25 protein-coding genes and 1 pseudogene are annotated in these 25488 nt (G+C 34.0%); 20 read left to right on the forward strand and 6 right to left on the reverse strand.

The features are described 5' to 3' along the window. Positions 1-183: 183 nt before the first annotated feature. The 11 genes from CN326_RS06455 (at position 184) to CN326_RS24540 (ending at position 11432) form a co-directional block, all read left to right on the forward strand. Complete coding sequence (locus CN326_RS06455) at positions 184-1296, forward strand: toxic anion resistance protein (protein WP_098307384.1); 1113 nt, start codon at positions 184-186, stop codon at positions 1294-1296. A 23-nt stretch (positions 1297-1319) separates the two neighbouring features. After that, positions 1320-2150, forward strand: coding sequence for a DUF3974 domain-containing protein (locus CN326_RS06460; RefSeq protein ID WP_098307386.1), 831 nt, complete (start codon positions 1320-1322; stop codon positions 2148-2150). Positions 2151-2332: 182 nt separating this feature from the next. Beyond that, positions 2333-2845 (forward strand): tautomerase family protein, encoded by a 513-nt coding sequence (locus CN326_RS06465; protein ID WP_098307388.1) that lies wholly within the window; start codon positions 2333-2335, stop codon positions 2843-2845. Between the two features lie 358 nt (positions 2846-3203). After that, positions 3204-3917: a class I SAM-dependent methyltransferase gene (locus CN326_RS06470; RefSeq protein WP_098307390.1), complete on the forward strand. Its 714-nt coding sequence runs from the start codon at positions 3204-3206 to the stop codon at positions 3915-3917. A 5-nt stretch (positions 3918-3922) separates the two neighbouring features. After that, complete coding sequence (locus tag CN326_RS06475) at positions 3923-4435, forward strand: 2'-5' RNA ligase family protein (protein WP_098307392.1); 513 nt, start codon at positions 3923-3925, stop codon at positions 4433-4435. Positions 4436-4948: 513 nt separating this feature from the next. Then, entirely contained in the window at positions 4949-6844 is a 1896-nt protein-coding gene (locus CN326_RS06480; protein WP_098307394.1) for an endonuclease MutS2, read from the forward strand. A gap of 198 nt (positions 6845-7042) precedes the next feature. Next, a complete protein-coding gene (locus CN326_RS06485) occupies positions 7043-8365 on the forward strand; it encodes a DEAD/DEAH box helicase (RefSeq protein WP_141524983.1) in 1323 nt (440 codons plus the stop codon). A 323-nt stretch (positions 8366-8688) separates the two neighbouring features. After that, positions 8689-8820, forward strand: coding sequence for a hypothetical protein (locus tag CN326_RS24985; RefSeq protein ID WP_255258104.1), 132 nt, complete (start codon positions 8689-8691; stop codon positions 8818-8820). An 84-nt stretch (positions 8821-8904) separates the two neighbouring features. Then, positions 8905-10047, forward strand: coding sequence for an RNA-guided endonuclease InsQ/TnpB family protein (locus tag CN326_RS06490; protein WP_176524539.1), 1143 nt, complete (start codon positions 8905-8907; stop codon positions 10045-10047). A gap of 253 nt (positions 10048-10300) precedes the next feature. Then, on the forward strand, positions 10301-10783 hold the full coding sequence (locus tag CN326_RS06495; protein ID WP_098307400.1) for an NUDIX hydrolase: 483 nt from the start codon (positions 10301-10303) through the stop codon (positions 10781-10783). A 487-nt stretch (positions 10784-11270) separates the two neighbouring features. After that, on the forward strand, positions 11271-11432 hold the full coding sequence (locus CN326_RS24540; protein WP_176524540.1) for a hypothetical protein: 162 nt from the start codon (positions 11271-11273) through the stop codon (positions 11430-11432). A 549-nt stretch (positions 11433-11981) separates the two neighbouring features. On the opposite strand, the gene CN326_RS06505 is transcribed toward CN326_RS24540, so the two are convergent. Then, entirely contained in the window at positions 11982-12305 is a 324-nt protein-coding gene (locus CN326_RS06505; RefSeq protein ID WP_098307402.1) for a DUF2834 domain-containing protein, read from the reverse strand. Between the two features lie 615 nt (positions 12306-12920). Between CN326_RS06505 and gpmA the strand changes: the two genes are divergently transcribed. Then, the gene (gene gpmA, locus CN326_RS06510; RefSeq protein ID WP_098307404.1) at positions 12921-13658 is read left to right on the forward strand and encodes a 2,3-diphosphoglycerate-dependent phosphoglycerate mutase; all 738 of its coding nucleotides are present in this window, start codon (positions 12921-12923) and stop codon (positions 13656-13658) included. A gap of 80 nt (positions 13659-13738) precedes the next feature. On the opposite strand, the gene CN326_RS06515 is transcribed toward gpmA, so the two are convergent. Both CN326_RS06515 and CN326_RS06520 read right to left on the reverse strand, forming a co-directional pair. Then, a complete protein-coding gene (locus CN326_RS06515) occupies positions 13739-14284 on the reverse strand; it encodes an isoprenylcysteine carboxyl methyltransferase family protein (protein ID WP_098307406.1) in 546 nt (181 codons plus the stop codon). After that, entirely contained in the window at positions 14281-15378 is a 1098-nt protein-coding gene (locus CN326_RS06520) for a type III polyketide synthase (RefSeq protein ID WP_098307409.1), read from the reverse strand. Before CN326_RS06520 ends, CN326_RS06515 begins: the two co-directional genes overlap by 4 nt. A gap of 196 nt (positions 15379-15574) precedes the next feature. On the opposite strand from CN326_RS06520, the gene CN326_RS06525 reads away from it, so the two are divergent. From CN326_RS06525 to CN326_RS06535, 3 genes are all read left to right on the forward strand, one after another. After that, complete coding sequence (locus CN326_RS06525) at positions 15575-17041, forward strand: aminoacyl-histidine dipeptidase (protein WP_098307411.1); 1467 nt, start codon at positions 15575-15577, stop codon at positions 17039-17041. Between the two features lie 196 nt (positions 17042-17237). Continuing rightward, positions 17238-17945 (forward strand): SDR family oxidoreductase, encoded by a 708-nt coding sequence (locus CN326_RS06530; protein WP_098307413.1) that lies wholly within the window; start codon positions 17238-17240, stop codon positions 17943-17945. Between the two features lie 76 nt (positions 17946-18021). After that, positions 18022-18477: a putative iron-sulfur cluster-binding metallochaperone gene (locus CN326_RS06535; protein ID WP_098307415.1), complete on the forward strand. Its 456-nt coding sequence runs from the start codon at positions 18022-18024 to the stop codon at positions 18475-18477. Positions 18478-18571: 94 nt separating this feature from the next. Here the strand turns inward: CN326_RS06535 and CN326_RS24545 are convergent, their stop codons facing one another. Together CN326_RS24545 and CN326_RS06540 are read right to left on the reverse strand one after the other, a co-directional pair. Beyond that, positions 18572-18736 carry a hypothetical protein gene (locus CN326_RS24545; protein ID WP_176524541.1) on the reverse strand — a complete coding sequence of 55 codons (165 nt, stop codon included), beginning with the start codon at positions 18734-18736 and terminating at the stop codon, positions 18572-18574. A gap of 134 nt (positions 18737-18870) precedes the next feature. Beyond that, complete coding sequence (locus tag CN326_RS06540; protein ID WP_098307417.1) at positions 18871-19389, reverse strand: DinB family protein; 519 nt, start codon at positions 19387-19389, stop codon at positions 18871-18873. A 190-nt stretch (positions 19390-19579) separates the two neighbouring features. Here CN326_RS06540 and CN326_RS06545 point away from each other — a divergent pair, with 190 nt between their 5' ends. Then, positions 19580-19714 carry a YuzL family protein gene (locus CN326_RS06545; protein WP_098307419.1) on the forward strand — a complete coding sequence of 45 codons (135 nt, stop codon included), beginning with the start codon at positions 19580-19582 and terminating at the stop codon, positions 19712-19714. Positions 19715-19865: 151 nt separating this feature from the next. On the opposite strand, the gene CN326_RS06550 is transcribed toward CN326_RS06545, so the two are convergent. Continuing rightward, entirely contained in the window at positions 19866-20510 is a 645-nt protein-coding gene (locus CN326_RS06550; RefSeq protein ID WP_176524545.1) for a formylglycine-generating enzyme family protein, read from the reverse strand. A gap of 415 nt (positions 20511-20925) precedes the next feature. On the opposite strand from CN326_RS06550, the gene CN326_RS06555 reads away from it, so the two are divergent. The 4 genes and pseudogenes from CN326_RS06555 to CN326_RS06570 all read left to right on the forward strand — a co-directional run bounded on the left by CN326_RS06555 (position 20926) and on the right by CN326_RS06570 (position 25481). Next, positions 20926-21321, forward strand: a complete 396-nt coding sequence (locus CN326_RS06555) for a BlaI/MecI/CopY family transcriptional regulator (RefSeq protein ID WP_098307423.1) — start codon at positions 20926-20928, stop codon at positions 21319-21321. Positions 21322-21413: 92 nt separating this feature from the next. Then, positions 21414-22445: pseudogene (locus tag CN326_RS25545) on the forward strand (M56 family metallopeptidase); the annotation flags it as partial. A 1288-nt stretch (positions 22446-23733) separates the two neighbouring features. Next, a complete protein-coding gene (locus CN326_RS06565) occupies positions 23734-24462 on the forward strand; it encodes an ABC transporter ATP-binding protein (protein WP_098307427.1) in 729 nt (242 codons plus the stop codon). Next, on the forward strand, positions 24462-25481 hold the full coding sequence (locus CN326_RS06570) for an ABC transporter permease (protein WP_098307429.1): 1020 nt from the start codon (positions 24462-24464) through the stop codon (positions 25479-25481). The genes CN326_RS06565 and CN326_RS06570 overlap by 1 nt, the downstream gene beginning before the upstream one ends. Positions 25482-25488: the final 7 nt, after the last annotated feature.

Below are 25488 nucleotides of genomic sequence, written 5' to 3' on the forward strand. Positions count from 1 at the left end.
TAGCCTCTAAACTAAAGAATCCGACTTAAGAATGGATGTTTCTCAGCCTTAGGTCTGAGGACAATCAAAAATACAAAAGGTATACTTATAATATAAAACAGGGAATGAATGTAATATAAATTGTTTAGAGATATGGTACCCTAACCATAATTATAAGTGTATGCATATAAAGGAGCGATTTTGTTGACGGAATTGCAAAAGAAAGAAACCTTATCAGTAGATTCACAAAATAATATGGAGGTAATCGTAGATACAGTAATTAAAGAGGATGAATTAGTTGCACTAAATAAAGAGGCAGATTTGTATGTACAAAAGTTAAATAGTGAGCATAATGCAGATCTTTCAAAAGTATTGTCACAACTGGCTGATTTAGGAGATAAAGAACAACGCGATGCAGGACAAACATTAACGGCATTAAAACGTCCAGTAACAGCAATGATGAATGGGAAAAATGAGGATATTCCTAACACGTTGCTTGATTTACGTAAAGTTGTATCGGAATTAGATCCGAATTCATTACAAGCAACTGGTATGAAACGAATTATGTTTAAAGTATTTAAGAAAAATCCAATGGAAACGTATGTTCACAAATATCAATCCATTGATAAACAAATCGAAGAAATTATAAAGTCACTATTAGTTGGTCGTGATAATTTAAAAGAAGATAGTGTTGGTTTAGAAATGTTAAAAGAACAGTCTCAAGCAAAGATTTATGCGCTTGATAAACAAGTATATTTAGGTAAGAAACTTGCGGATATGTTGGAAGTGGAGAAACAAAATCCAGAGAGATATAAAGATGTTCCGTTAATTAATGATGCGCTAGAAAAAATTCTTGTACGTACGCGTAACATGCAGCAAGCAAAGAGTGTCTTACTGCAATCTATTGCCTCTGTTGATATTATTAAGAAGAACAATGAAAAATTAACAGAAGCGATTCGAAATGCAATCACAATGACACAAAACGTTGTAACCGTATCTGCCGCTATTCAATTGGCATTAACGAACCAAAGGAAAACAATTGACGCAGTGAATGCAACAAACGAAGCAATTGAATCTATGGTATTAAGTAACTCACAAGCGTTGAAACAAAATACAGAAGAAACGACAAAATTATTAGAAAATCCAGCAATCAGCATGGAGAAACTTCGTGAATCATTCCAAAACGTCTTTGCAGCGATTGAAGCGTCTGAAAAATCATCAGAGCGAATTATCGAATCAAGTAAAATGTTTGTAAAAGAACTAGATTCGTTCAATGATGAAATGAAAAAGAAGCTCATTCAACGTCCAACTAAATAAGCTGCAATAGAGGAGGTGAAATCATGGATTTCTTTCAATTTATTTTGACACTGATAGGTATTGTTCTTTTGTTAGGACTTACTGCAGTAATTTTACTTGTTTACTTTGGAAGAAAGTTTTATTTATCATGGACAAAGCCGTATAAACGAGCGACAGACTCAATAGCACGCTTATCACACAGCACAGTACCATTCTTACGAGAATTTACACAGAATCCGTTGTTTTACCGCTGGATTCGTACAGAAGGAAGCAGTAGCCAAAAAGCATTTACAATTCTTTTTTGCACAGCTAATCAACGCACAAAGCAGCAGGTTTTTTCAATGTTGCCGAGGGAAAAGCAGAAAAAACTACATTACAATGTAAAAACAACAAAGCAAATTACAAGTGAAGATATGGAAATGACAACGATGAAAGTAAAAGAATTTTTGAAACAGGAATCACAACAATTATCGAAACCGAAAGATTTCTCGTTTTACAAGTTATACTTTTATGATCGTTATCCAGACGCATTAAAACATATTGAAATGTACAAACGTTCAGTGAATCCATCATTGCAAAGAAGTATTGATGATGTGACAATCTCTGTTTTACATGCTATTCCGTTTTATCAAGAAAATCGTATGTTTGAACAGCAACATAAACTTGAGACTTTCTTAATGAAAGACTTAGTAGATATGTTGTCACTCATTGCACAAATTCCATCAGCGCAGCGTTCTGAGAAAGAAGAAGAGCTTACTGTTTATCTAAAAGGATTCCAAAAAGAAATGGAAGCAGTAGAACGTAATATTCGTAACGCTGTCGATTATGATTTACAAGTGAAGATGCGTGCAGCGAAAGAGAAATTTAAGAATTAAACAAGCGAGCATTGGTATATCAATGCTCGCTTGTTTAATTTGGGATGGAGATAATAGTTAGTAATTTCACGTACCATAATAATAATTATAATTACAATTAAAAGAAAAAAGAAAGTAAACAAACCTAAATGTGGGAAGGGGTTACAGTTTGCTCGCTACCGATAATAGTATGTTAACTTCATATGAATAAAGTATACAAAGATGAAAATCAAGATGAAGGAAAAACATACCAAGGATATTTTGTTACTACAAACGAATTATTCATACATATGTTACACAATAAAAGAAATGTAGGGAGTGTCTTTATGCCATTAGTAAAAATCTATTTAAAAAAAAGAAATGGAATAGATAAAAAATTGATTGCTTTTACTGTAAGAGAGATACTTAAAGATGTTTTTAAAGTGCCTGCTAATGATGGACCTGTAAAGTTTTTTGAAATAGATGAAAGTGATTGGTTTATGCCCGATGGATGGGAAGAAGAAAAGGTCTTTATTGAGCTTCTAATCTTGCCGGGACGCAAGAAAGAAACAAAAGCTAAATTGCTAAAAGAAATAACAGAACAAGTGTCAAATATATTGAAAATCGACAAGAGTGCCATAATTATAACGCTACACGAACCATCTCTTGATAATTGGGGATTTAAAGGAGGACAGCAAGCTTCTCAAATAGGTGTTACCTTTAAGCTGGATGTTTAATTTCGATACTAAGGCAACTTATTTATTAATTAAGCAGTGATAACTTAAAGAAATCTTGATTACAATGGAAAGTAACCTTTCTACGGAAAAGTAGGATTTTTTTATAATCTTGAGGTGGGAGTTTTACTGCCCGCGAACAGTGAGATAAATTTGCAATGCTTTACCCCTTTAGATTTGATTTTCTAAAGGGGTGTTTTTATACCCCAAAAACTCAGCTATTAAAAGTTAATAAAATATAAATTTGTTTAATTAATAGTAGTTTCAAATTATTTGGGATAATTCCGAATAGACGGTAAATTCGAATGGGATTTGGTATAATTATCTTATAAGCATAATTTGTAAGAGGTGAAATTCGATTATGAGAAATGAAACTTTACATACTATGGATGATATTGTTACTATGTTAGATTCTCTATTAAGATCCCCTAAACCATTTTGGAATAATTTCTATTCCGATCGCGATAAAGAAGTACCTTTCTTTGTTAATGTGCCGGATGAAAATTTAGTTTGCTATTTTGATAGAAATATGATTCATAAAGGAAAAGTGTTGGAATTAGGCTGCGGTCCTGGTCGAAATGCTTTGTATTTAGCAAAAACGGGCTGTGAAGTAGATGCAGTTGATTTATCAGAAGAAGGGATTAAATGGGGAGAAGAAAGAGCGGCTGAGCAAGGGGCATCAGTGCGTTTTATCTGTAAGTCTATCTTTGATTTACAGGTCGAGAACCAATATGATTTCGTATATGATTCTGGCTGTTTACATCATATCCCACCTCACCGGAGAATCCATTATGTCGAGTTAGTGAAGCGAGCATTAAAGCCAAACGGATTTTTCGGTTTAACATGCTTTGCCACGGGAGAATTAGATGAAAAAAATGGTTCGGAAATATCAGATTGGGATGTATATCGAGGGTGGAGTTTGCAGGGAGGAATTGCATATTCAGAAGAAAAACTACGCGATATTTTTCAAGATTTTGAGATCATTGAACTGCGCAAAATGAAAGAAATTAGGCAACCTAATGAAGTATTTGGAGAATCATTTCTTTGGACAGCTCTTTTTAGGAAGAAAGGGTAATTACGATGGAGAGAACAATTTTACTTTTCTTGAGTAATAATGATTTAGAAGAAATTGAAGCGATAAGAAGGAAACATGACCCTTTATTTGGTTTGATTTCACCTCATATTACGCTAGTATTTCCTTTTGTGAGTGAAGTTCCAAATGAGTGTTTAAAAAAACATATAGAAACAATTGTAGGCAACATGAATTCTTTTCATATTACGTTAAATCCAGTTGTAACTTATTCAGAAGAGTATTTATTTTTACTTATAGAGGAAGGAAAAGAAGATATAATTGAGTTGCATAATAAGTTGTATACAGACTTTCTGCAACCGTTTCTTCACAAAGAAATTCCTTTTCTTCCTCATGTTACTGTAGGAAGAAAAGGTGATAAAGAACAAGCTTTTGACGTTATAAAAAATCTTCATCCACTTCGAGATACCATGCGATTCACTATTGATAAAATTACAGTAGAAAGCATAGGTGAAAACGAGGAATCTATTATAGAGTTTGAAGTACAACTTACAATAAAATAAGGAAATTGTTTTTCGAAATGAGAACCTTCATGGAAGCAGATTTGCTTTATAGGTGATATTATGTATCTTTACTTGATTTTGTACATATAGTATAATAATTCCATAATTTAGATTTCAATGAGAATAAAAAATAAATTAGACGAGGTGCTTTTTGTGAGTGGAGTAGTATCCAAATAGGAAAAATTTAATTAAATAAATCTAATGATGAAGGGTATTTTTTATATCAATTTATACCCTGTATTTGGTCATGGATTTATTTAAGTTACCTATGAAGATACCTACAACACTTTATAAAGCATGTAGCGGTATTTATTATTAAAGACCTAGACCTTTATTTGAAATAGGTCTGTTTAATGATAGATACTTGTTTTTACACTTGTCTTGTAAATGTATGTAAAGCTACGGTATCCCCGTAGCTTTTTTTATTTTCACTTTATAGAAACTCATTGAAATTTTATTATTAGGTATCTTCATACATGATTCAATTATTAAATCATAGTGAGGAGAACAGAAATGAATACAATGACATTTGAAAAATTACAGTATAACGAATTAAAGGAAATTGTAAAATCATATTGTGTAAGTGGATTAGGAAAACAATTATTAGATAAGCTACAACCAAGCTCTAATGTGAAAGTAGTTAAAAATCGATTAAATGAAACGACTGAAGCAAAAGCAATATTAAATACAGAAAGTCACGTTCCATTAGTAGGGATTTCTAATATAGAGAACATAATTGGAAAGCTTGAAAAAGGAATGATTTTGGAACCGGCAGAATTAGTTAACATATCAGATTTTTTAAGAGGATGTAGAAAAATTAAGGGGTTTATGTTAAGTAAAGCATTTTTTGCGCCTGTTTTAAGTTCTTACGCATATTCTATGGCAGAGTTCACAAATATTGAGGAGGAGATTCATTTTTCGATTAAAGGGAATAGCGTTGATTCTGCTGCAAGCAAAGAATTAAAACGAATTCGAAATCAAATTGAAACAACAGAAGGAAAGATTGGAGAGCGATTAAATAAATTTTTAAAAAGTAGTGCAAATAAGGAGTATATTCAAGAATTCTTTATTAGTAAAAAAGATGATCGATACACTGTTCCTATTAAGGCTTCTTATAAAAATCAAGTTGCAGGAACAATTGTAGAGGTTTCTTCTAAAGGTTCAACAGTATTTATGGAACCTGCTATTATTTCAAAATTAAGCGGGGAGTTAGCGAGTTTAAAAGCGGAAGAGGCGATAGAAGAGTATCAAATATTAGCGACTTTATCAGGAATGATTTTTGAGAATGTTAGTGATATAAAAATTAATATTGAGCTTATAAGTCAATATGATATGATTTTCGCGAAAGCTAAATTTAGTAAGAGTATTGATGGTATAGCACCGAAATTAAATAGTCATGGATATATAAAACTAGTTGAATGTAAACATCCTCTTTTACAAGGTGAGATTGTTCCATTAAATTTTGATATTGGAAAAGAATACCGCAGTTTAGTCATTACGGGACCAAATGCTGGAGGGAAAACAATTGTCTTGAAAACAATTGGATTATTAACTTTAGCAACAATGTCAGGGTTTCATATTCATGGTGATAAAGAGACTGAAATTGCCCTTTTTGATTCTATTTTTGTAGATATAGGTGATAATCAAAGTATTGAAAATGCTTTAAGTACTTTTTCTTCACATATGAAAAATATTTCAGAAATTATGAGAATATCTAACAATAATACATTGTTATTATTTGATGAAATTGGTAGTGGTACAGAACCGAATGAAGGTGCCGCACTTGCAATTGCCATTTTAGAAGAATTTTATCATATGGGATGTATGACAGTTGCTACGACTCATTATGGTGAAATTAAACGATTCTCAGAAATTCATGGTGACTTCATGAATGCGGCTATGCAATTTAATAATGAAACATTAGAGCCGATGTATAAGTTAATTATTGGAGAATCTGGAGATAGTAACGCACTTTGGATTTCTAGAAAGATGAATTTAGGGGAACATGTTTTGGAGCGAGCACAGTGTTATATGGAAAATAAAGATTATAGCTTAGAGCTAGTAAAAGAAAATAAAATAAAGAAGCCTGAAGTGAATGTGGTGAAAACGAAAGAAACTTATGAGTATAAGGTTGGAGACAAAATAAAGTTATTAGATCACAATGATTTTGGTATTGTATACAAGAAAAAAGATAGTTTCAATAATATTGTAGTACTATACAAAGAAGAGTTTATTGAGGTGAATTGTAAACGCGTTATTCTGGAATTGAAAGCAGCAGAGTTGTATCCAGAAGGCTATGATTTAAATACGTTGTTTGTAAGTTATAAAGAGAGAAAGCTACAACATGATATAGATCGAGGCTCTAAAAAAGCATTAAGAAACATACAAAAAGAAATGAGAAAAAAGTAAACGAAAATATAATCCAATTGCCAGCAATCCCTCATTTAAACGTTAACACGTTTTGAAGAGAGGGATTGTTTTACATACTAAAAATAGAGTAAATGTAATCTTATCTTGAATAAATACAATAACAGTGCGTTTTTGTTTTTCATATTTAGCTAAATAAATGGTACAATCAATATTTGATATGAAAAATAGTGAAAAGAAGTGATCGATTTGAAAGGTTTTTTAGAATTAGGAATTAGCACAACGTTAAATGATACATTAAGAGAAAACGGAATTGCAGAATCGACTCCGATTCAAGAAAAAGCAATCCCAGTAGTTCTAGCAGGAAAAGATATTATTGGACAAGCAAAAACAGGAACGGGAAAAACATTAGCATTTATTTTGCCGATAATAGAAAAAATAAATCCACAGTCCAGTCATGTACAAGCGTTAATTGTGGCTCCGACACGAGAATTAGCGCTGCAAATCACAAATGAAATTCAAAAAATGATTGTGCATGTAAAGGATATTCATGTGCTTGCTGTTTATGGTGGACAAGATGTTTCACAGCAAATGAAGAAATTAAAAGGAAATACACATATTGTTGTAGCGACACCTGGACGATTATTAGACCATTTACGCCGCGGGACAATGGAGTTATCGCATGTATCTATGCTTGTTTTAGATGAAGCGGATCAAATGTTGCATTTTGGTTTTTTACCAGAGGTAGAAGAAATTATTGAACAAACACCTGTAGAGAGACAAACAATGTTGTTTTCTGCAACGATGGCTAAGCAAATTCAATCTCTTGCAAAGCGCTATATGCGAAAGCCTGAAATTATAAAAATTCAAAGTGCAGAAGTTACAGTAAATAATATTAAACAGCGCGTTGTTGAAACAACAGACAGAGCAAAACAAGATACGCTGCGTCAATTAATGGAACGGGATCAACCATTTTTAGCAGTTATTTTCTGTCGTACGAAACGCAGAGTTACAAAACTGTACGAAGCGTTAAAGGGATACGGTTATAACTGTGATGAACTTCATGGTGATTTATCACAAGCAAAACGTGAACGTGTCATGAAACGTTTTCGAGATGCTGAAAGTCAATATTTAATCGCAACAGATGTAGCAGCAAGAGGACTTGATGTAGAAGGTGTTACTCATGTATTTAACTACGATATCCCAGAAGATGTAGAAAGTTACATTCACCGTATCGGTCGAACAGGTCGTGCTGGCGGAAGTGGACTTGCGATTACATTAGTTGCGCCGAAAGATAAGGTGTATTTACAACAAATTGAAAAAGGAATTAACGCATCATTACAACGACAAGTATTAGAGCAGCCTAACGAGCAAGAATCTGTGAAAAAAGAAATAAAATCACAAAAACCAAAAGAAAAGAAACAGTTTAAAGAGAAGAAACAATTTGGACAATCAGGACGTCGTGATAGAAAAGAAGGAACGAAAACAGAAAAATCGCGTTACGGTCAACCAAGCAAGAAGAAACGCAGTGCAAAGCCGGGACAGAAAAATCGCGGAAGATAAGTTGAAGCTATATAAATCATGAAACATGAGTATCCTTACTCTGTAAAACGATAATCTAGCCTTTAATTTTAATGACCCAAATGGAATGTTCCACATTGTATAAGTATTGGTACATCACTCACTATTAGTGGTGTATCTTTTTTTATTTATCGAAAAATGGGCAAGAAAACCCCACCTTCAAAACGTGCAGGGCATAGTCCAGTTTAAGATGGGGATGAATTGCCATTGTATTCGTAAAAAATTTTTTGACACTAATACGAATGTATGTTCTTTTTTGCTGTTTTGTAGTATCATGAAGGTAAGAAGAGAGGGAGGTGAAAATCATGACAAAAGAAAAAGAATATGCAACCTATCAAATTTGGATTAAGAAAGGTCACAAATTGTACGCCTACTTCATGGAAATGTGTCAAAACGAAAAAAATCTCTACAATACAACAAACTTCTATATTCGCTAAGTGTATACGGCCTTATGTACTAGTGAACCATTACAGCCACTTCAACAAGAAGTCCTCCATACATTACAAATGTACATTGAAACCATGAATGAAAATCAACTTCATGCGTATCAAAAACGCGTGCAAAAACAAAAAGAAGAACCTTTAGAAAAACGGAAAGAAATCAAATGTAGTTTGTTTACATTCCCTACAAAAGAGAAATCCTTCCTATCCTATAATTTTCTAGATTGTTTGTTTAAAACAATGAAGCAACAAGACTATATAAACCTACCATCACAAGTGAATCAAGCGGTTATGAAGAAGCTATATCAAAACTGGAAATCATTCTTTGCATCCATCAAGGCATACAAGAAATATCCTTCCACTTTTACGGTCAGACCTCGCATTCCCAAATATATCAAATCATCTACGAAAGAAATTGTATTCACGAATCAAGTATGTAAACTCCAAGAGAAGTACATTCGTTTTCCAAAAACAAGCATAAAATTAAATATCGGCAAATTGTTTGGGCATATCGAAAATCTGAAAGAGGTACGCGTTTCTTCTGCTTACGGAAAGTTTAAAGTAGAAATTGTGACAGAAAAATCTGAGTCAGCACATGATCATGTAGAGAACCATCGCTACATGAGTATTGATTTAGGGATTAATAACATTGCAACTATCACAACGAATACAGGGGCCACTCCTGTGTTAGTAAAGGGCAATGTCATCAAAAGCATCAGTCAATACTACAACAAACAAAAGGCTCATTTACTGTGGATTCTTTGTCATGGAAAAGAACCAAAAGAAGGACCACACACATCAAAGCGTTTAGAGAGGCTTCATGAAAAAAGATTGCTCAAAATAAAGGATCTCTTTCACAAAATGAGTTATCACATTGTCAATTTCGCAGTTCAACAAGAGATTTCTATAATTGTGATTGGGAAAAATACATCATGGAAAAAAAACAGTGAGATGGGAAAACGACAGAATCAATCCTTTTGCCATATCCCACACAATCTATTCATTGAAATGATTACCTATAAAGCAAAACGAAAAGGTATTCCTGTACAAGTCGTGGAAGAATCGTATACAAGCAAGGCATCCTTTCTAGACAATGATGTAATCTCCACTTACGGTGAGGAAGACATTCCTGCATTCAGTGGAAAACGTATCACGCGTGGCTTGTATCGTACGAAAAAAAATCTTCTACTAAACGCAGATGTGAATGGTTCNNACTCGTGTTAAGCATCTTTTTGAAGGTGATACACGAGAAACCCCCACTTCAAGATCCGAAGGAGATAAGTGGCGGGAGTTTTCATAAGACCTCTAAATGACCTCATCTTTTACCACAACAAGTAAAAAAAGTTATATTCTTTTCTCTGTATCATTTCTAAGCTTCTTCAACTAACGGGGCAGGTTAGTGCAAGAAGGATTTTACAAAAGATTGTAGAGTTTTTCCACGATATTTAATTGAACCACTGAATTTAGGAGGGCATTTATGGAGGTTTGGGATATCTACGATAAAAATAGAAATAAAACAAATAAAACACATGTACGTGGTACTCCGTTAGCGGTTGGTGATTATCATATAGTTGTCCATGTCTGGATAAGGAATAAAAAAGATGACATTCTTCTAACGAAAAGACATCCTGATAAACCTCATCCTAATCTATGGGAATGTTCAGGTGGCTCTATATTAGCAGGCGAAAATAGTCTCGATGGTGCTGTACGAGAGGTGAAAGAAGAAATCGGAATTAACTTGTCTCGTTCTAATGGAAAACTGATAAAGAGCGAACGTAGGGATGTTTACAATGACTTTTATGATGTATGGCTTTTTAACCAAAGCTTTGAAATTACAGAAACCATACTTCAAAAAGATGAAGTGAGCGATATTAAATGGGTAACAAAATCAGAGCTTGAAAGCATGTATAATTCAAATTGTATAGTACCAACTCTTAGTTATTTTAAATTAATCTTTTAGCAAGTCTTTCTTTAACAAATGGGTGCTTTTGTTAAAGATGACCTACTGTTGATCTGAAATAAAGTGTGAGAAAAAACACCTTATAAACCCATACATTACGATAAATAAAAAGAATCCATTAAAAAAAGATTGATTAAAATGGATTCTTTTCTAGCAGATTTAAGTTTCGTTTTTATAAAAAAGTTTGATTGTTTTCTATCTTTAATCTTCCACAATAGCGCCCGATTGTGGAAAATCACCAAGCTTCTATTAGCTGGTTAGTTGAAGAAGAATTTGTTCCACAACTCTTAAGTTATGATACTTAAAAGTTAAATTCACCTCCTACAATCCCTTCAAAGCCGTCAATCTCCATCTTTTGAATTCCCTGACCATTGCTGATCCTAAGCCAAACAACTATACCACCTTTAGCAAAATAATTAACATATCATATTCAGGAAAGGTTAGTTAGCTAATAGCATATGTTTTATTGAAAGGGTGTGATTGAATTATGGATCGGCAGAAATGGGGCGTTGGAGGATTAGTATTCGTAGGCTGCATGTTTCTTGGTGGAGGAGTGGGATCTTTGTTAGGAAGTTCCCAAATTGGATGGCTGATAGGAATGGGTGTTGGATTTCTTGGGATGGCTTTAACGAGACTGATTAGAAAATAGTAGAACGAGGGTTCTTCTTCCAGTAAATAAGGCAATATGCATTTAAGTAATTACTTACATACTAGCCCTGTAACATGTAGTAATCGTACTCATACAAAGTCACTCTCTAACAGAAAGTGGCTTTTTTTGTTTTCGGCTCTGTTAAATTTCATTGTTGATTTTTAGTCAAATAAAAAGCCGATGTTTTACATAACGGGTTCTCTTTTGGAGTACAAAATTAGAAATCACACAACTTTTGACAACACAAATCACAACATAATAGACCATCAATTGACACAAAGATTCGCTTGAAAGCGGGATTTTTTGCTTACTCAATTTGTAGCTTTGAAATAAAATTTGATCAAAAATACCTCGCAATCCCAAATTTTACGATAAATAAAAAGAATCCATTTTGAAAAAAGATTGATCAAAATAGATTATTCTCTAGCAGATTTAGGTTTGGTTTTTATAAAAAAGTTTAATCCTTTCTACCTATGTTGTTTCACAATCGCGCCCGATACTTGAATAAGCATTTTACTTATTTTAGCTGGAACATGCTTATTTTCTAATTTATACTTTATCTTTACTATTAATATAAGAATGTCTAAAAAACAAAAATAAAGGTAGAGCTAAAGATAACCCAACTGTAAACAGAGATAAAAGACAAATCCATTTTTCTTTAATGTTATACTTTCGTGATTCATTGAACATAAATATCAAGAAAACAACACATGAGATTAAAAAATCAACTGCAAAAAAGGCTGATATCGTGTTAGTAAATAATAATTCTATTAATAAACCTAAATCAAGTCCATTATCCCTGAGGAACTGAATAAAAAAATAATACGGAAAAACAGTACCAATTAGCCCTAAAATTAAATATAATTTTTTCACTGGATAATTTCCCCTTTTTTAACAAAGTTACTATTAGATTACCATAACTAATTCTAAGATCGTTCAAAATATATATTATTGAAGATTCCTTTACTAAACAATCTGGCCCGATTGCGGAACAAAAAAGTCCTGCATATCATACAGGACTTTTAATCAAACTTTATTTTAAATCAATACCTACAACATGTTGTAGTAAAATCTCCTATTGTTGTAGTAGTAAATGAGGTTATATGTAGTAATAGAAAATGATAGATANNTATCTATCATTTTCTATTACGTCATATAATGTGGAACATTCTATCGGAAGTCAGTAATCTAAAATCTCGATAACACCTTTCGGTATTTTTAACAAAATTGAATAAAGGACTCATGTTTTTTATGTGCATAAAAAGTTCAGGACATACTAACAGGTGAGGTTCAACTAATGAATTACAAGCATCGCAATCTTTCTGACACCGAATTATCTAAATTGAAACTAAGATAGCACTTACATTGCTATTATGTAAAACAATAAAAATAACGGTGTGAGAGTAGTGCCTTATAGGAGTAATGAAAAGAAACAGCATGATTACAATTGTAAGTTTAAAAATTGTTATTGTTAGGAGGAAAATCGTCATGATTAAGCTTGTACTTCTTCGTCACGGTCAAAGTGTATGGAATTTGGAAAATAGGTTTACTGGATGGATGGACGTTGATATGTCTGCAAAAGGATTACAGGAAGCAAGAGAAGCAGCACAAATTTTAAAGGCGAATGATTATACGTTTGATGTGGCATACACTTCCGTGTTAAAACGAGCAATTAGAACGTTATGGATTATTCTTCATGAGATGGATCTCGCTTGGGTACCTATTTATAAAACATGGCATTTAAATGAAAGGCATTACGGTGCACTGCAAGGTTTAAATAAGGATGAAACGACTAAAAAATATGGGGAAGAACAAGTAAATATATGGCGCAGAAGTACAAATGTAAGACCGCCAGCACTTACGGAAAATGATCCGCGTTATGAAGTTTCAGATCCCAGATATAAATATCTCAAAGAAGGAGAATTTCCTCTTACAGAGTGTCTAGAAGATACAGAAAAACGAGTGCTTAAGTATTGGTATGAAGAAATTGCGCCAGTATTAAAAAGTGGTGAGAAAGTAATTATTTCCTCGCACGGTAATACAATTCGTTCACTTGTAAAATATTTAGATCACTTATCTGATGATGGAGTTGTAACGTTAAATATCCCTACAAGCATTCCGCTTGTGTATGAATTAGATGATAATTTACAACCGATTCGACATTATTATTTGAGCATGGATGGAGAAGTGCCAGAAGGAGAAATTCCGAAGCATATATCACTCTAATATGGACATGCAATAGAAGTTGGTGATTTATATATACGCAAGGAAAAAAGAAAGAGGGTGTGTAGACACATCCTCTTTCTTTATGGGCGAAATCGTGAAATATGCTGAAACGCTTCTTTGTAATTTGTTATTTCTATTAGTGCTTTCTCTTCTTCACGAATTCGGATTGATAGAACAGCTAAGTTGAGGAAACTAAAAACAACAGCAGTGATATATGCTTGAAATAAAAGTGGAATAAGTAAAATTTCCAAGATTACAATCATATAGTTGGGGTGCCGGATAAATTTATAAGGACCTTTTGTTGTTACAGAAGCGTTTGGTAAAATAATAATCTTGGTGTTCCAATACGAACCGAGAGAAACAATCGTCCAAACGCGAAGGAATTGAGCTAAAAGCAAAAAAGTAAGAAGTATGTACCAAATAGGTGAAAGTTGACGATGAAAGATTGTAACCTCTAAAAAAATTGAAATGAGAAAGAAAGCGTGAAGAAATACAATATATTTATAATGCGCTTTTCCGAACTCTAGTGCTCCTTTTTCTTTCATATATCTTTCATTTCGTTTTGCAATTGCTAACTCTATGAGGCGTTGCATTACAATCAGACTGAAAATAATAAAAAAAATCATTGAATATTCTCCCAGCGTAGAAGAACTAACTCTGAACTAAAACCCGGTCCAAGTGCTCCAATTAACCCCAGTTCATCGCTTTTGTTAACAGTCTGTACATATTTTTGTAACACATACAATACAGTAGCAGACGACATATTTCCATATTCACGTAGTATATCAAAAGAAATCTGCATTTTCCGTGCGTCTATTCCTAGCGCATATTCATAAGCTTCTAGTACTTTTTTTCCGCCAGGATGTACAATGAAATGAGAAAGATCACTAAGCTGAGTATGATTTTTCATTAAAAATTCTTTTACGTTCGGATGAAACCATGTACTAATAATACTTGGGATATCTTTGGAAAAGATAACGTACAATCCTTCATTTCTTACGTCCCATCCCATTACATCTTCACTATCTTTCATAAGAGTAGATTGTGAATCAATATAAGAAGGAAGAATAGAAAGAGAAGACATAGCTGAAATATCCACTTCATCACCTGCTATTAAAACACATGCTGCACCGTCAGCAAAAAGAGATGTTCCAATTAAGTTGCTTTTGGACAAATCATTGCGCTGAAATGTGAGACTGCATAATTCAACAGCAAGAACAAGGACTTTTGCTTTTGGAAAAGCTTTGCAATATTCAAAAGCTCTTGCTAACCCTGCTGCTCCGCCTGCACACCCAAGTCCCCAAAGAGGAATCCGTTTCGTATGTGAAGAAAAAGGTAAGACATTCATAATTCTCGCATCGATAGTTGGGGTTGCGAGTCCTGTAGAAGAAATATAAAACATTGCTTCAATCTCTTCTAGTTTCATATTTTGCTTCAAAAACGTTTTATTGGTTACGCAGTTTTCGATTGCTTGAGCACCGAGTTTAATGGAGCACTCTATATACGCATTATTTTTTTCCTCAAATGTATGATCATTTTCAAACCAAGATAGCTCTTTTGCGATATGGCGTTTTTCTATTTGTCCGTTTTCAAATACTTGTAATAAACGTTTTATATCTTTAAAAGCATCTCCAAATAAATCTTTTGCAAAGTGGACGATTGTTTTTTGATTGATTATGTGAGAAGGTGGACAAATTCCAACTGATATAATTTTAGGCATAGCATCTACTCCATTTTTTCATCATATAGATTATACGGTGCACAATTTTATGTGGAAGTATTCAAGTAATGAAAATAGATGATATATCAATTGAAAGTGGTACAATACTTATATAGAACTGTTTATTGTTTCAAAGTAAGAAGAAGCAGGCAAAATAAGAATTTTATTTTACTATGAGTAGAAAGAGGCGAAGCATATGTATACGAATTTAGAAGAATTAATAAAGCATCCTGTATTCCATCATTTTGCAGAAATTTCAAATATTCCAAGAGGATCTGGTAACGAGAAAGAGATTAGTGATTATTTAGTAAAGTTTGCACAAGATAGAAATTTAGAAGTTGTGCAGGACAATGCGTTAAATGTCATTATGAAAAAACCGGCAACACCTGGATATGAGAATGTGCCAACAATTATTATTCAAGGTCACATGGATATGGTATGTGAGAAGAATCAATCGACTGTTCATGATTTTGAGAAAGATCCAATTCAATTACGAATTGTCGAGGATATGCTGTATGCGAATCATACAACGTTAGGGGCAGATAATGGGATTGCTGTTGCATATGCTTTAGCTTTATTAGATGCAACAGATATTCCGCATCCTGCTCTTGAAGTAGTCATTACGACAGAAGAAGAAACAACGATGGGCGGCGCTTTTGCGGTTGATCCTAAGCATTTTAGCGGTAAAATCTTTATTAACCTTGATTCAGAAGAAGATCATAAATTGTTAGTAAGTAGTGCGGGCGGTGCAAAAGCAGTTGAAACAATCCCTGTTGTTTGGGAAGAAATTCCAGATAACGTATTACCGTATCGTCTTTTTGTTGGAGGATTAAAAGGTGGACATTCTGGTATGGAAATTGATAAAGAAAGAGGAAATGCAAATAAAATTTTAGGTAGAGTCCTTCATGATTTATCGAATGAAGTTTCATTTTTTATAAATGAAGTTCATGGCGGATTAAAAATGAATGCGATTCCGCGCGAAAGTGCAGCGACGATTTTACTTTATGCAAGTGATGCGCAAAAAGTAGAGGGAAAAGTGGAAGAGTGGACAGGCATTTTGCAAGAAGAACTACGTGCTGTAGACCCAGATGTGTATGTTTCACTTACGAAATTAGAAGAAACAGTTGAGAAGGTATTCGCACAAAAAACGCAAAAACAGCTTATTTCTTCATTATTTTTAATCCCTAATGGTATTCAAAGTATGAGTATGGATATAAAAGGACTAGTGGAAAGTTCTACAAACTTAGGTGTTGTTGAAACGTTACATAATGAAATTAAATTAAGAAACGAAGTAAGAAGTTCTGTAAAAAGCTTAAAACAACATATTGTAAATGAAATTAAGCATATTGCAGAATTAGTAGGAGCTCAGTTTGAAAAAGAATCTGAGTACCCAGAGTGGCCATATAATCCAAATTCTTCAATTCGCAGTTTATTTGAAAAAGTGCATAAAGAAAAGTATGGTACAGATGCAGAGATCTTTGCGGTTCATGCAGGAATTGAGTGCGGGGTATTTATGGAGAAAATTCCAGGACTAGATGCGATTTCACTTGGACCAGATATGTTTCATGTTCATACGCCAGATGAGCATGTAAGTATTCCTTCTGTTTTGAATAACTGGGAGTATTTTATTGAAGTATTGCGGGAGACGAAGTCTTTGGTTTAAATATGTTTGAGATGAAAAGAGATGCTTATATCTTTAGAGCATCTCTTTTTGTTTAGTTTATTAAGTCAGTTGATGCCAATATTTAAATTACTACTAAAGTTGGAGGGAATTTAGTCAATATGTAGCAAGTATCTATAATTGAAAAAATGTAAAATGAATTTAAGAATCAAAATGTTAGAAGGGAGAGAGAAACTAATTGAGTAGAGAAAATAATAAAAAGCTTGTGGTAATCACTGGAGTAACGCAAGGTTTAGGTCGGTCATTAATTGACCGTTTTTCTGAACTAGGTTGGTTGATTGTTGGATGTGGCCGTTCTCAAAGCAAGATAGAACAAATTAGGAGTCAATTTGACGACAAACATGATTTTCAATCCGTTGATGTTTCGGACGATAAGGCTGTTAGAGCTTGGGGAGAATATATTCTTCAGCGATATGGTGCACCAGATTTACTTATTAATAATGCTTCTATCGTTAATAAAAATGCAACGCTTTGGACTATTTCTTCGGAAGAATTTGCAAATGTTATGAATATCAATGTGAATGGTGTAGTCAATGTGATACGGTCGTTCGTTCCAGCTATGATTCATAATAAACGAGGTGTCATTATCAACATTAGCTCTAGTTGGGGAAGGTCTGGCGAAGCTAAACTTGCACCGTACTGTGCTTCCAAGTTTGCTATTGAGGGTTTGACTCAATCAATGGCATTAGAATTACCAAAAGAAATGGCAGTAGTTTCAATGGATCCAGGTGGTAGCATCGATACTCCGATGCTGCATTCGTGTGCGCCAGAATATATATCAAATTCCCCAACACCTGAAGCTTGGTCACATGTCGCTGTACCATACATGCTTAGTATCACATCCAAAGACAATGGAAAATCACTTACTTGTCCAAAGGTTTCCTAAAGTATCATACCTGATAGATACGAATATACACTTTGGTTTGGTGGTGAAATTTTTGTAAAAGGAGGTTCCATGTAAAATGGGAGACTGCTGCGGTGCTTCGAAAAATGCAACTAACGATGTTGTTTGTCCTTTATCCAAAACGAAAGGAAAACAAGTCAAACTGATTACATTAAAAAGCTTGCTGAATGCTAATGCCTTGGCTCGATTGGAGTCAGATAAAACATACTATTTTTGTTCAGAGCAAGAATGTAATGTAGTGTACTTTAATGAAGAACAGCAAGTATTTATTAAAAACGATCTTAAAGTTCCTGTTTTTCAAAAAGATATAGAGGAAGACGTGCCTGCTTGTTACTGTTTTAATTGGACACGAGCGCGTATTCGTGAAGAAATAAAACAAACCGGAAAAAGCCAAGCGGTACAAGAGATATCGATGCATATTAAAGCAAACCGTTGTGGATGCGAGGTAAATAATCCTCAAGGTTCTTGTTGTTTAGGAAACGTATCTGCGTTTATAAAGCAAGTTCAAAAATAATATTATAAACTTTCGCTAACATCAATTATGTGAACGGAGCAAAAAATAGCTAGAGCTCATAGCAGTTATCTACCTGAACTCTAGCTATTTTTGTTTATTTAGAATCAATAAGATTAACAGCTCTAATTTTCATGTCGGGTTGTTGAGCTAATATTTGTTGTTTTGCTTCTTCTATATCACTCGCTTGCACTTTTCTGTAATACACAACTCCTTTAGGACATTGATATTCAACATTATAGTCTTTCTGTTTAGAGTCCATGTTTATTCCTCCTCACATTATGTGAATCTTTAAGGAGATATTTATGATGCATATTTCCTTTTTTCGTGTTTTAGACATATTCGTTAAAATATCCTCTTATAATATTTCTACTTATGAAAAGTTAAAAATGAATATTATTTCTTTGATCCACTCATTGCGTACAAATAAAAAATATAATCAGTTGAAGTTCCTGTATAACCTAACTGCCTTAACATAGCTGTTATATTTCCGCGATGATATGTTCCATGATTCACAACATGCTGTATCAATTCAAAAACATTCGTTTCCAGTTGCCCAAACTGAGGGTGTTTAGGAGAAACGGTTTTATCTAAGTTTTCTTGACGAGCAAAGAATGCTTGATAGTCTTCAGAGGAATTCAAAAATAACTGCTCCATTTCTTCCATGCTGGTTCCTTTTATTTTTTCTGAAAGATGTATTGCTGATGCCTTTACTTCATCAAAAGGTTTACCGGATAAAGTATGTAGCCAGATTGTATCAGTGATATACATATGCACAAATGTTTGTGAAATAGAGGGAAATACACTTTGTACTTCTGTAGACCAAACGTCCGCTGGTAATGTTTTTAAGTGTTCAAATAACCTTTTGTTTGCCCATACGTGATAGTCATACGCTTGTAATGCTGGATGTTTCATTAAAAATTCCTCCGGTTTCAGTGGATTTCAAATTTTTAAGGGATTAATTACTTTATATATACAACCAGCGTTTATGACTTTCCTGTTTGAAACTAATAAAAAGTGGTTTATTAAAAGGGAAGGGAGTTTTTTACTTTGTCCTGCATAGTTTCTAACATCTAAGCAAAAAGTAACGTTGGAGGTGAGCAAAGTGGGTCGAAAAACGAAACAGGATCCTTCCAGAGCGGGCCTTGGTTCTTCACAAGTCGAAGGTCAAGGAACGACTACGCAAGAAACAGGTTCCATGAAAGTTCCTTCATCAAATAAGAGACAAAAACGTAGTTAATCATAATTTTTCATGAGTTTACTCTGTAACGTAGTAAAGTGAAAAAGCCATTGGAATTATGTTTACTAATTCCAATGGCTTTTTTAGATGTTAAAATTAGCGTTCCGTTAGTTGAACTGTAAAACCTGAAAAGTTGGCTTGTTTGTAGAAGTTAAAAAGACTGGGCAAGACGGAATCCTAGGTCGTCTATGCAAAATGACGGATGGCTACGACGACGACACGAAGCCCCGCAACCCCTGTCCTCTTCAGCCCAGCTACCTCCTCGAAAAATTCGGTAGGATCCGTACACTTGTTCATCATATAAATCCCAACACCACTCCCAAACATTCCCTAACATATCATACAGACCCCATGCATTCGGTTCCTTTCTTCCTACTTCATGGATTTTGCCTCCTGAATTCTCATTATACCAGGCAATTTTATTAAGCTCTCCGTATCTATAACCAGTAGTCCCTGCTTTACATGCATATTGCCACTCTGCTTCTGAAGGAAGCCGATAACCGTCTGATTCCCAATCACAAATTATGTTTTCACCATCATTACTTATAGAATAGCACTCTTTCAATCCAGCTTTCTGTGAAAGTAAATTACAAAAAGAAATTGCATCATTCCAAGAAATATTCACAACCGGTTTTAGATCTCCGTCAAAAGAATTAGGTGATTTATTTGTAATAGCATAGTATAAATCCCTAGTTACAGGATACCGGGCAAGAAGAAACGGTCTTATTTCAGCTTTCCATTTGCTTTTTATTCTATCGTCTCTTAATTCTATTTCTCCCCCAGGAATTTTTACCATTGGATAGTCAAGGTAACTCTTTATTTCATTTACCACTCTACCTTCCTCCTAATGATCTTTGTTTTACAAATTTTACCTCTTGTAGAGCCATTAAATCAATACAAAAATTACGTTGTTTTTTGCAGATAACTGCCTGTTAGCGATCGGTGAAGCGCAAGCGCTGCGCCACAGAGGATGAAAATGTTTTCATGGCTGGGAGAGGAAGGTCAATCAACTATGGTGCCTTAGAGCCTATTCCTAAGTTGAAGAAAGAATAGTGTATATCGCGAAAATCTTATATAAATTAAGTAGCTGTCACTATAAAGTGAGAATTGAATGCGTTTTATGCCAAAATATGGTTGACAATACTGGACTACGTTTGTAATATAATCTATAAGATTACAAGTGTAATATCAAGAAGGAGAAGGTGTAAAATATGAAAAAAATACCTAAAATATCCGAAGCTGAGTTGGAAATAATGAAGGTTCTTTGGTCAAAAGCACCTCAAACAGCTAATGAAATTATTAAAAATCTTGAAGGGGAAATGGATTGGAGTCCAAAAACAATTCGAACATTAATTAACAGATTAGTGCAAAAAGAAGCAATTTCTGCTCATCAAGAAACTGGAAAAATGTATACTTATCATCCATTAGTTTCTCAAGATTACTACTTGCAAGTGGAAACAAAATCTTTTCTTAAACGTTTCTATGGTGCGGCGTTGAAGCCATTACTTGTGAATTTCTTAAAGGAAGAAAAATTGTCCCAAGAGGAAATTAATGAATTAAAACGTATTCTTGATGATAAAAGTGAAGCTGAGAGAAGAAAAGAATGATGAGTATAGGGAATATAAGTAATCGGCTTATATAGATTTTTATTTGGATAAATGTATTTTGGATAAGAGAATCCTAGGAAGGATAGGTAAAAATGATAGATATGTTTATAAACATCTACCTACCACGCTTTTTTGACTGGGTAATAGAAACGTCGATGATGGCAAGTATATTAGTGGTAGTTATCTTATGTGTCAAAGTTTTACTGAGAAACAAGCTAACTCCAAGGTGGAATTATCTACTATGGATGGTGTTGATTGTAAGACTACTACTACCATGGTCACCAGAGAGTTCCTATAGTATTTATTCAGTTCTTTCATATAGTTATGAAACAGCGTTTTCAGTTCAAAATCACTCTGTTGTTTCCTCTGAAAATAAACGCACTCAAGAAACAATGGATATGTCTGACTCAAAGGAAGTGGCAGTAGAAGAGCGTAACGCTTTTCAGAAGTCACAAACAACTAAGGAAAGTCAGGGAGACGCAATTCATAGTGAGAAGAAAAAGGATAAGCCAATTTCTTTTTATACGATCTCTTTATACATTTGGTTAACAGGTGTTATCGTATTAAGTTTCACAACTTATTTTATAAATAGACGATTACACCACTATATACAAAAACAACTTGCGATTACAGATGAAAAGGTTAATAAAATTTTCGAGAACTGTAAGAAATGCATGTCTGTGCAGCGGGGTATACCACTACTTTTAGCTGGGAAAATAGTAAGTCCGACCGTTTTGGGATTTTTCCGACCTAGATTATTACTGTCAAGTGTACATATCAATCAACTTCATGAGCAACAACTCCGTCATATTTTTCATCACGAATTAGCCCACATCAAACGAAGAGACGTTGGTTTCAACTGGCTTATGTATAGTTTACTAATTTTAAATTGGTTCAATCCGATTCTTTGGTATGCCTACTTCTGTATGCGAGAAGATCAAGAACTCGCTTGTGATGCACTTGCCCTTAAGTCTTTAGGGGAAGGCGAACAAATCGCATATGGCCATACTATTATTAGTCTTTTAGAACGCTTCTCACATTATTATCCAGTGCCCAGTTTGGCGAATTTAAGTAGAAATAAGAAAATTTTAAAGAGGAGGATTTTTATGATTAAGAAATTCCAAAAAAAATCATATGGCTGGTCTGCACTCGGGATTGCTGCTGTAGTAACTCTTTCCGCAATCTCATTAGTAAATGCTGATGAGACTGCTCATAAAGAGAAGGATTTAAAGGGTGATGCAAATGTTGAAAATGTAAAGCAGGTAGACAAGCAAGAGGCAGCTAAAAAAGAAGAAGACACACAGTATACTGATCGGGACAAACAAAACAGAGCTAGCAATGGGTACATTGTTTTAAATGAATTTTATTATGTAAAAACAGGTGAAATTGCTCCAAAGGAACAACTCGAACGACAAATTGGTAAGGTAGAAAGAATCGGAGAATGGGAAATTAAGAAAACGGGAGATTCAAATGAAGTACCACCAGGACCTATCTTTTCTATAAAAGGAAAGGATCCAGAACAATTCATTGCCGCAAAAGGTGTTACATATGAAAATGGTGAAAGTAAAGCAGCCTATCTTGTATTTGAAAAGAAAGAACCTGTTACAAATGAAATAGACGAAACATCTATTTTAAGCGCAAAAAATGATGAAACAGAAGTAAATATAGCATATAAAAATGTGAAGAAACTATTACCATCTATGTATGAATATCGAGATAACACAGGAACGACAACATTAACTCAAGTATCATATGCTAAGGATTTAGGACCTGGTGTAGTGTTGTATTATCGTGTTCCTTCTAAAGATACTAGAGATGAACATGGGAATGAAGTACAAGGTTTTATTATGGCATATCAGTATGATAAGTCAAAGAAGTTAGAGCAATCTTGGTTTCGAACAGAACCTGTCTTAGAGCCTAAGAAATTCAGTGATGGGGCGATTCGAATGGAGAAAGTCGGAGAGCAACCTGCTCCAGAATTAATTGAATCTTTTGTGAAAAATGATACGAATTGGGGGTTATATAAAAAATACACTGGGCAATATTTTCTAAAAGGTGAGCATGGTAATATGATATATGAGTTGCAGTTACAGGGAGATTTTAAGCCTTCTAATGCCCAAATAACTGCAAATAACTTTAAGTTATATCAATAACTAGGAGAAAATAAAATCATTTTAAAGATGATTTTCATAAAATTAATTGTTCATTTTAGGCTCTGTGTAAATAGAGCCTTTTTTTGCGTGACTTTTCTAGATTGAAGCAAGCATTTAGCAAGAGTTTTATAATTGAAATTTTGGAGTGAAAAATATGTATGCAATCAACAATAAAAAGAAACGTTTGACATATATTAATATTAGCTTAAAATAAAAGTGAGTACTCACTCATTTTTTATTATGAAGAGGAGGAAAGTATATGTCTCCAATAAATGAGGCAGTAACGCTTAAACATGTATCCAAGTACTTTGGAAAGAAACAAGTAATTCAAGAGATTTCATTTTCTGTCGGAGAAGCTGAGATTTTTGGTTTAGTAGGCCCCTCTGGTTCAGGGAAAACAACACTTATTAAAATGATTGCTGGTATTAGTGAAGCAACATCCGGAGAAGTAACGGCACTGCAAACAGTTATGCCGAATTTGAATGGAATGAAACAAATTGGCTATATGGCTCAAGCTGATGCATTATATGATGAACTATCGGCTTATGAAAATGCTGATTTTATCGCGACAATGTACGGATTAAAAGGAAAGCAAAAGAAGGAGCGCATTTCTGAAGTTTTTGAGCTTGTTCAGTTATCTGAGGATGCAAAAAAGCAAGTGCAGCATTTTTCAGGTGGAATGAAGAAGCGTTTATCGCTTGCCATGTCACTTTTGCATGAACCAAAGCTTCTTATTTTAGATGAACCAACTGTTGGGATTGATCCCGTTCTTCGAAAATCAATTTGGGATAAGTTTTATGAGCTGAAAAAACAAGGAACGACGATTATTGTTACAACGCATATTATGGATGAAGCAGAGTTTTGTGAACGCCTTGGTTTAATTCGTGAAGGGAAGTTAATCGCAACGGGTTCTCCAGTTGAATTAAAAGAACGAACAACATCGGGACGTATTGAGGATGTCTTTTTACTGGAAGGAGTGATGGAGTGATGAGAGTATTTGGAGTTGTTATCCGTATTATTCGTCAGTTTTTCCGAGATAAAAGGTCGCTTGCGCTTATGTTCGGAGCACCGATGTTACTTCTTTGGCTTCTTTCACTTGTATTCACACAAAAAGATTACAAGCCTCATATTGCTTTAGTTGATGTACCAGCACCAATTGTAGAATCAATGAAAAAGCAAGATGCTTCTTTTTATGAGTATGATAAGGAGAAAGCGCGTAGTGAATTAGAAAATCAAGCAATTGATGCGATAGTTACTGTAGATCATGGAAAGATGAAAATAACGTTAGAAGGTAGCGATTCATCGAAAAATCGTGCTGTCATGCAAGTTTTGCAAAAGAGTATGGAGAAAAAAGAACCGACGACTATGAAGCCTGATGTTTCTTATTTACATGGATCAGCTGATTTTACTATGTTTGATGGATTAGGTCCGGTATTAATTGGCTTCTTTACATTCTTCTTTGTCTTTATTTTATCAGGAGTTTCATTCGTTCGAGAGCGTTTAAGCGGTACTTTGGAACGATTATTATCGACCCCAATTCGGCGTTGGGAGATTGTTGCAGGTTATATTATTGGATTCGGTATCTTTGCATTTTTACAATCCGTACTGATTGTTAGTTTTTCTGTGTATGTTCTTGATTTATATGTTGCAGGTTCACCTTGGCTCACGTTACTTATTACATGTATGCTTTCATTAACAGCACTAACACTTGGAACATTTTTATCAGCGTATGCAAACAATGAATTTCAAATGATTCAATTTATTCCATTGGTCATCGTACCGCAAATTTTCTTTTCGGGTTTATTTCCGATTGAGTCTATGAATAAGTGGTTACAACTATTAGGAAAGTTATTTCCTTTAACATACGGTGCAGATGCGATGCGGCAAGTTATGATTCGAAATCAAGGATTTAGTGAAATTGCTGTTGATCTTGGAGTTTTATTATTATTTGCGATTGTGTTTGCAGTAGGTAACGTATTTGCTTTGAAGAAGCATAGAAGAATATAATGGAAAT

Origin of the sequence: Bacillus sp. AFS018417 (assembly GCF_002560985.1) — a bacterium.
Taxonomy (GTDB): domain Bacteria; phylum Bacillota; class Bacilli; order Bacillales; family Bacillaceae_G; genus Bacillus_A; species Bacillus_A rhizoplanae.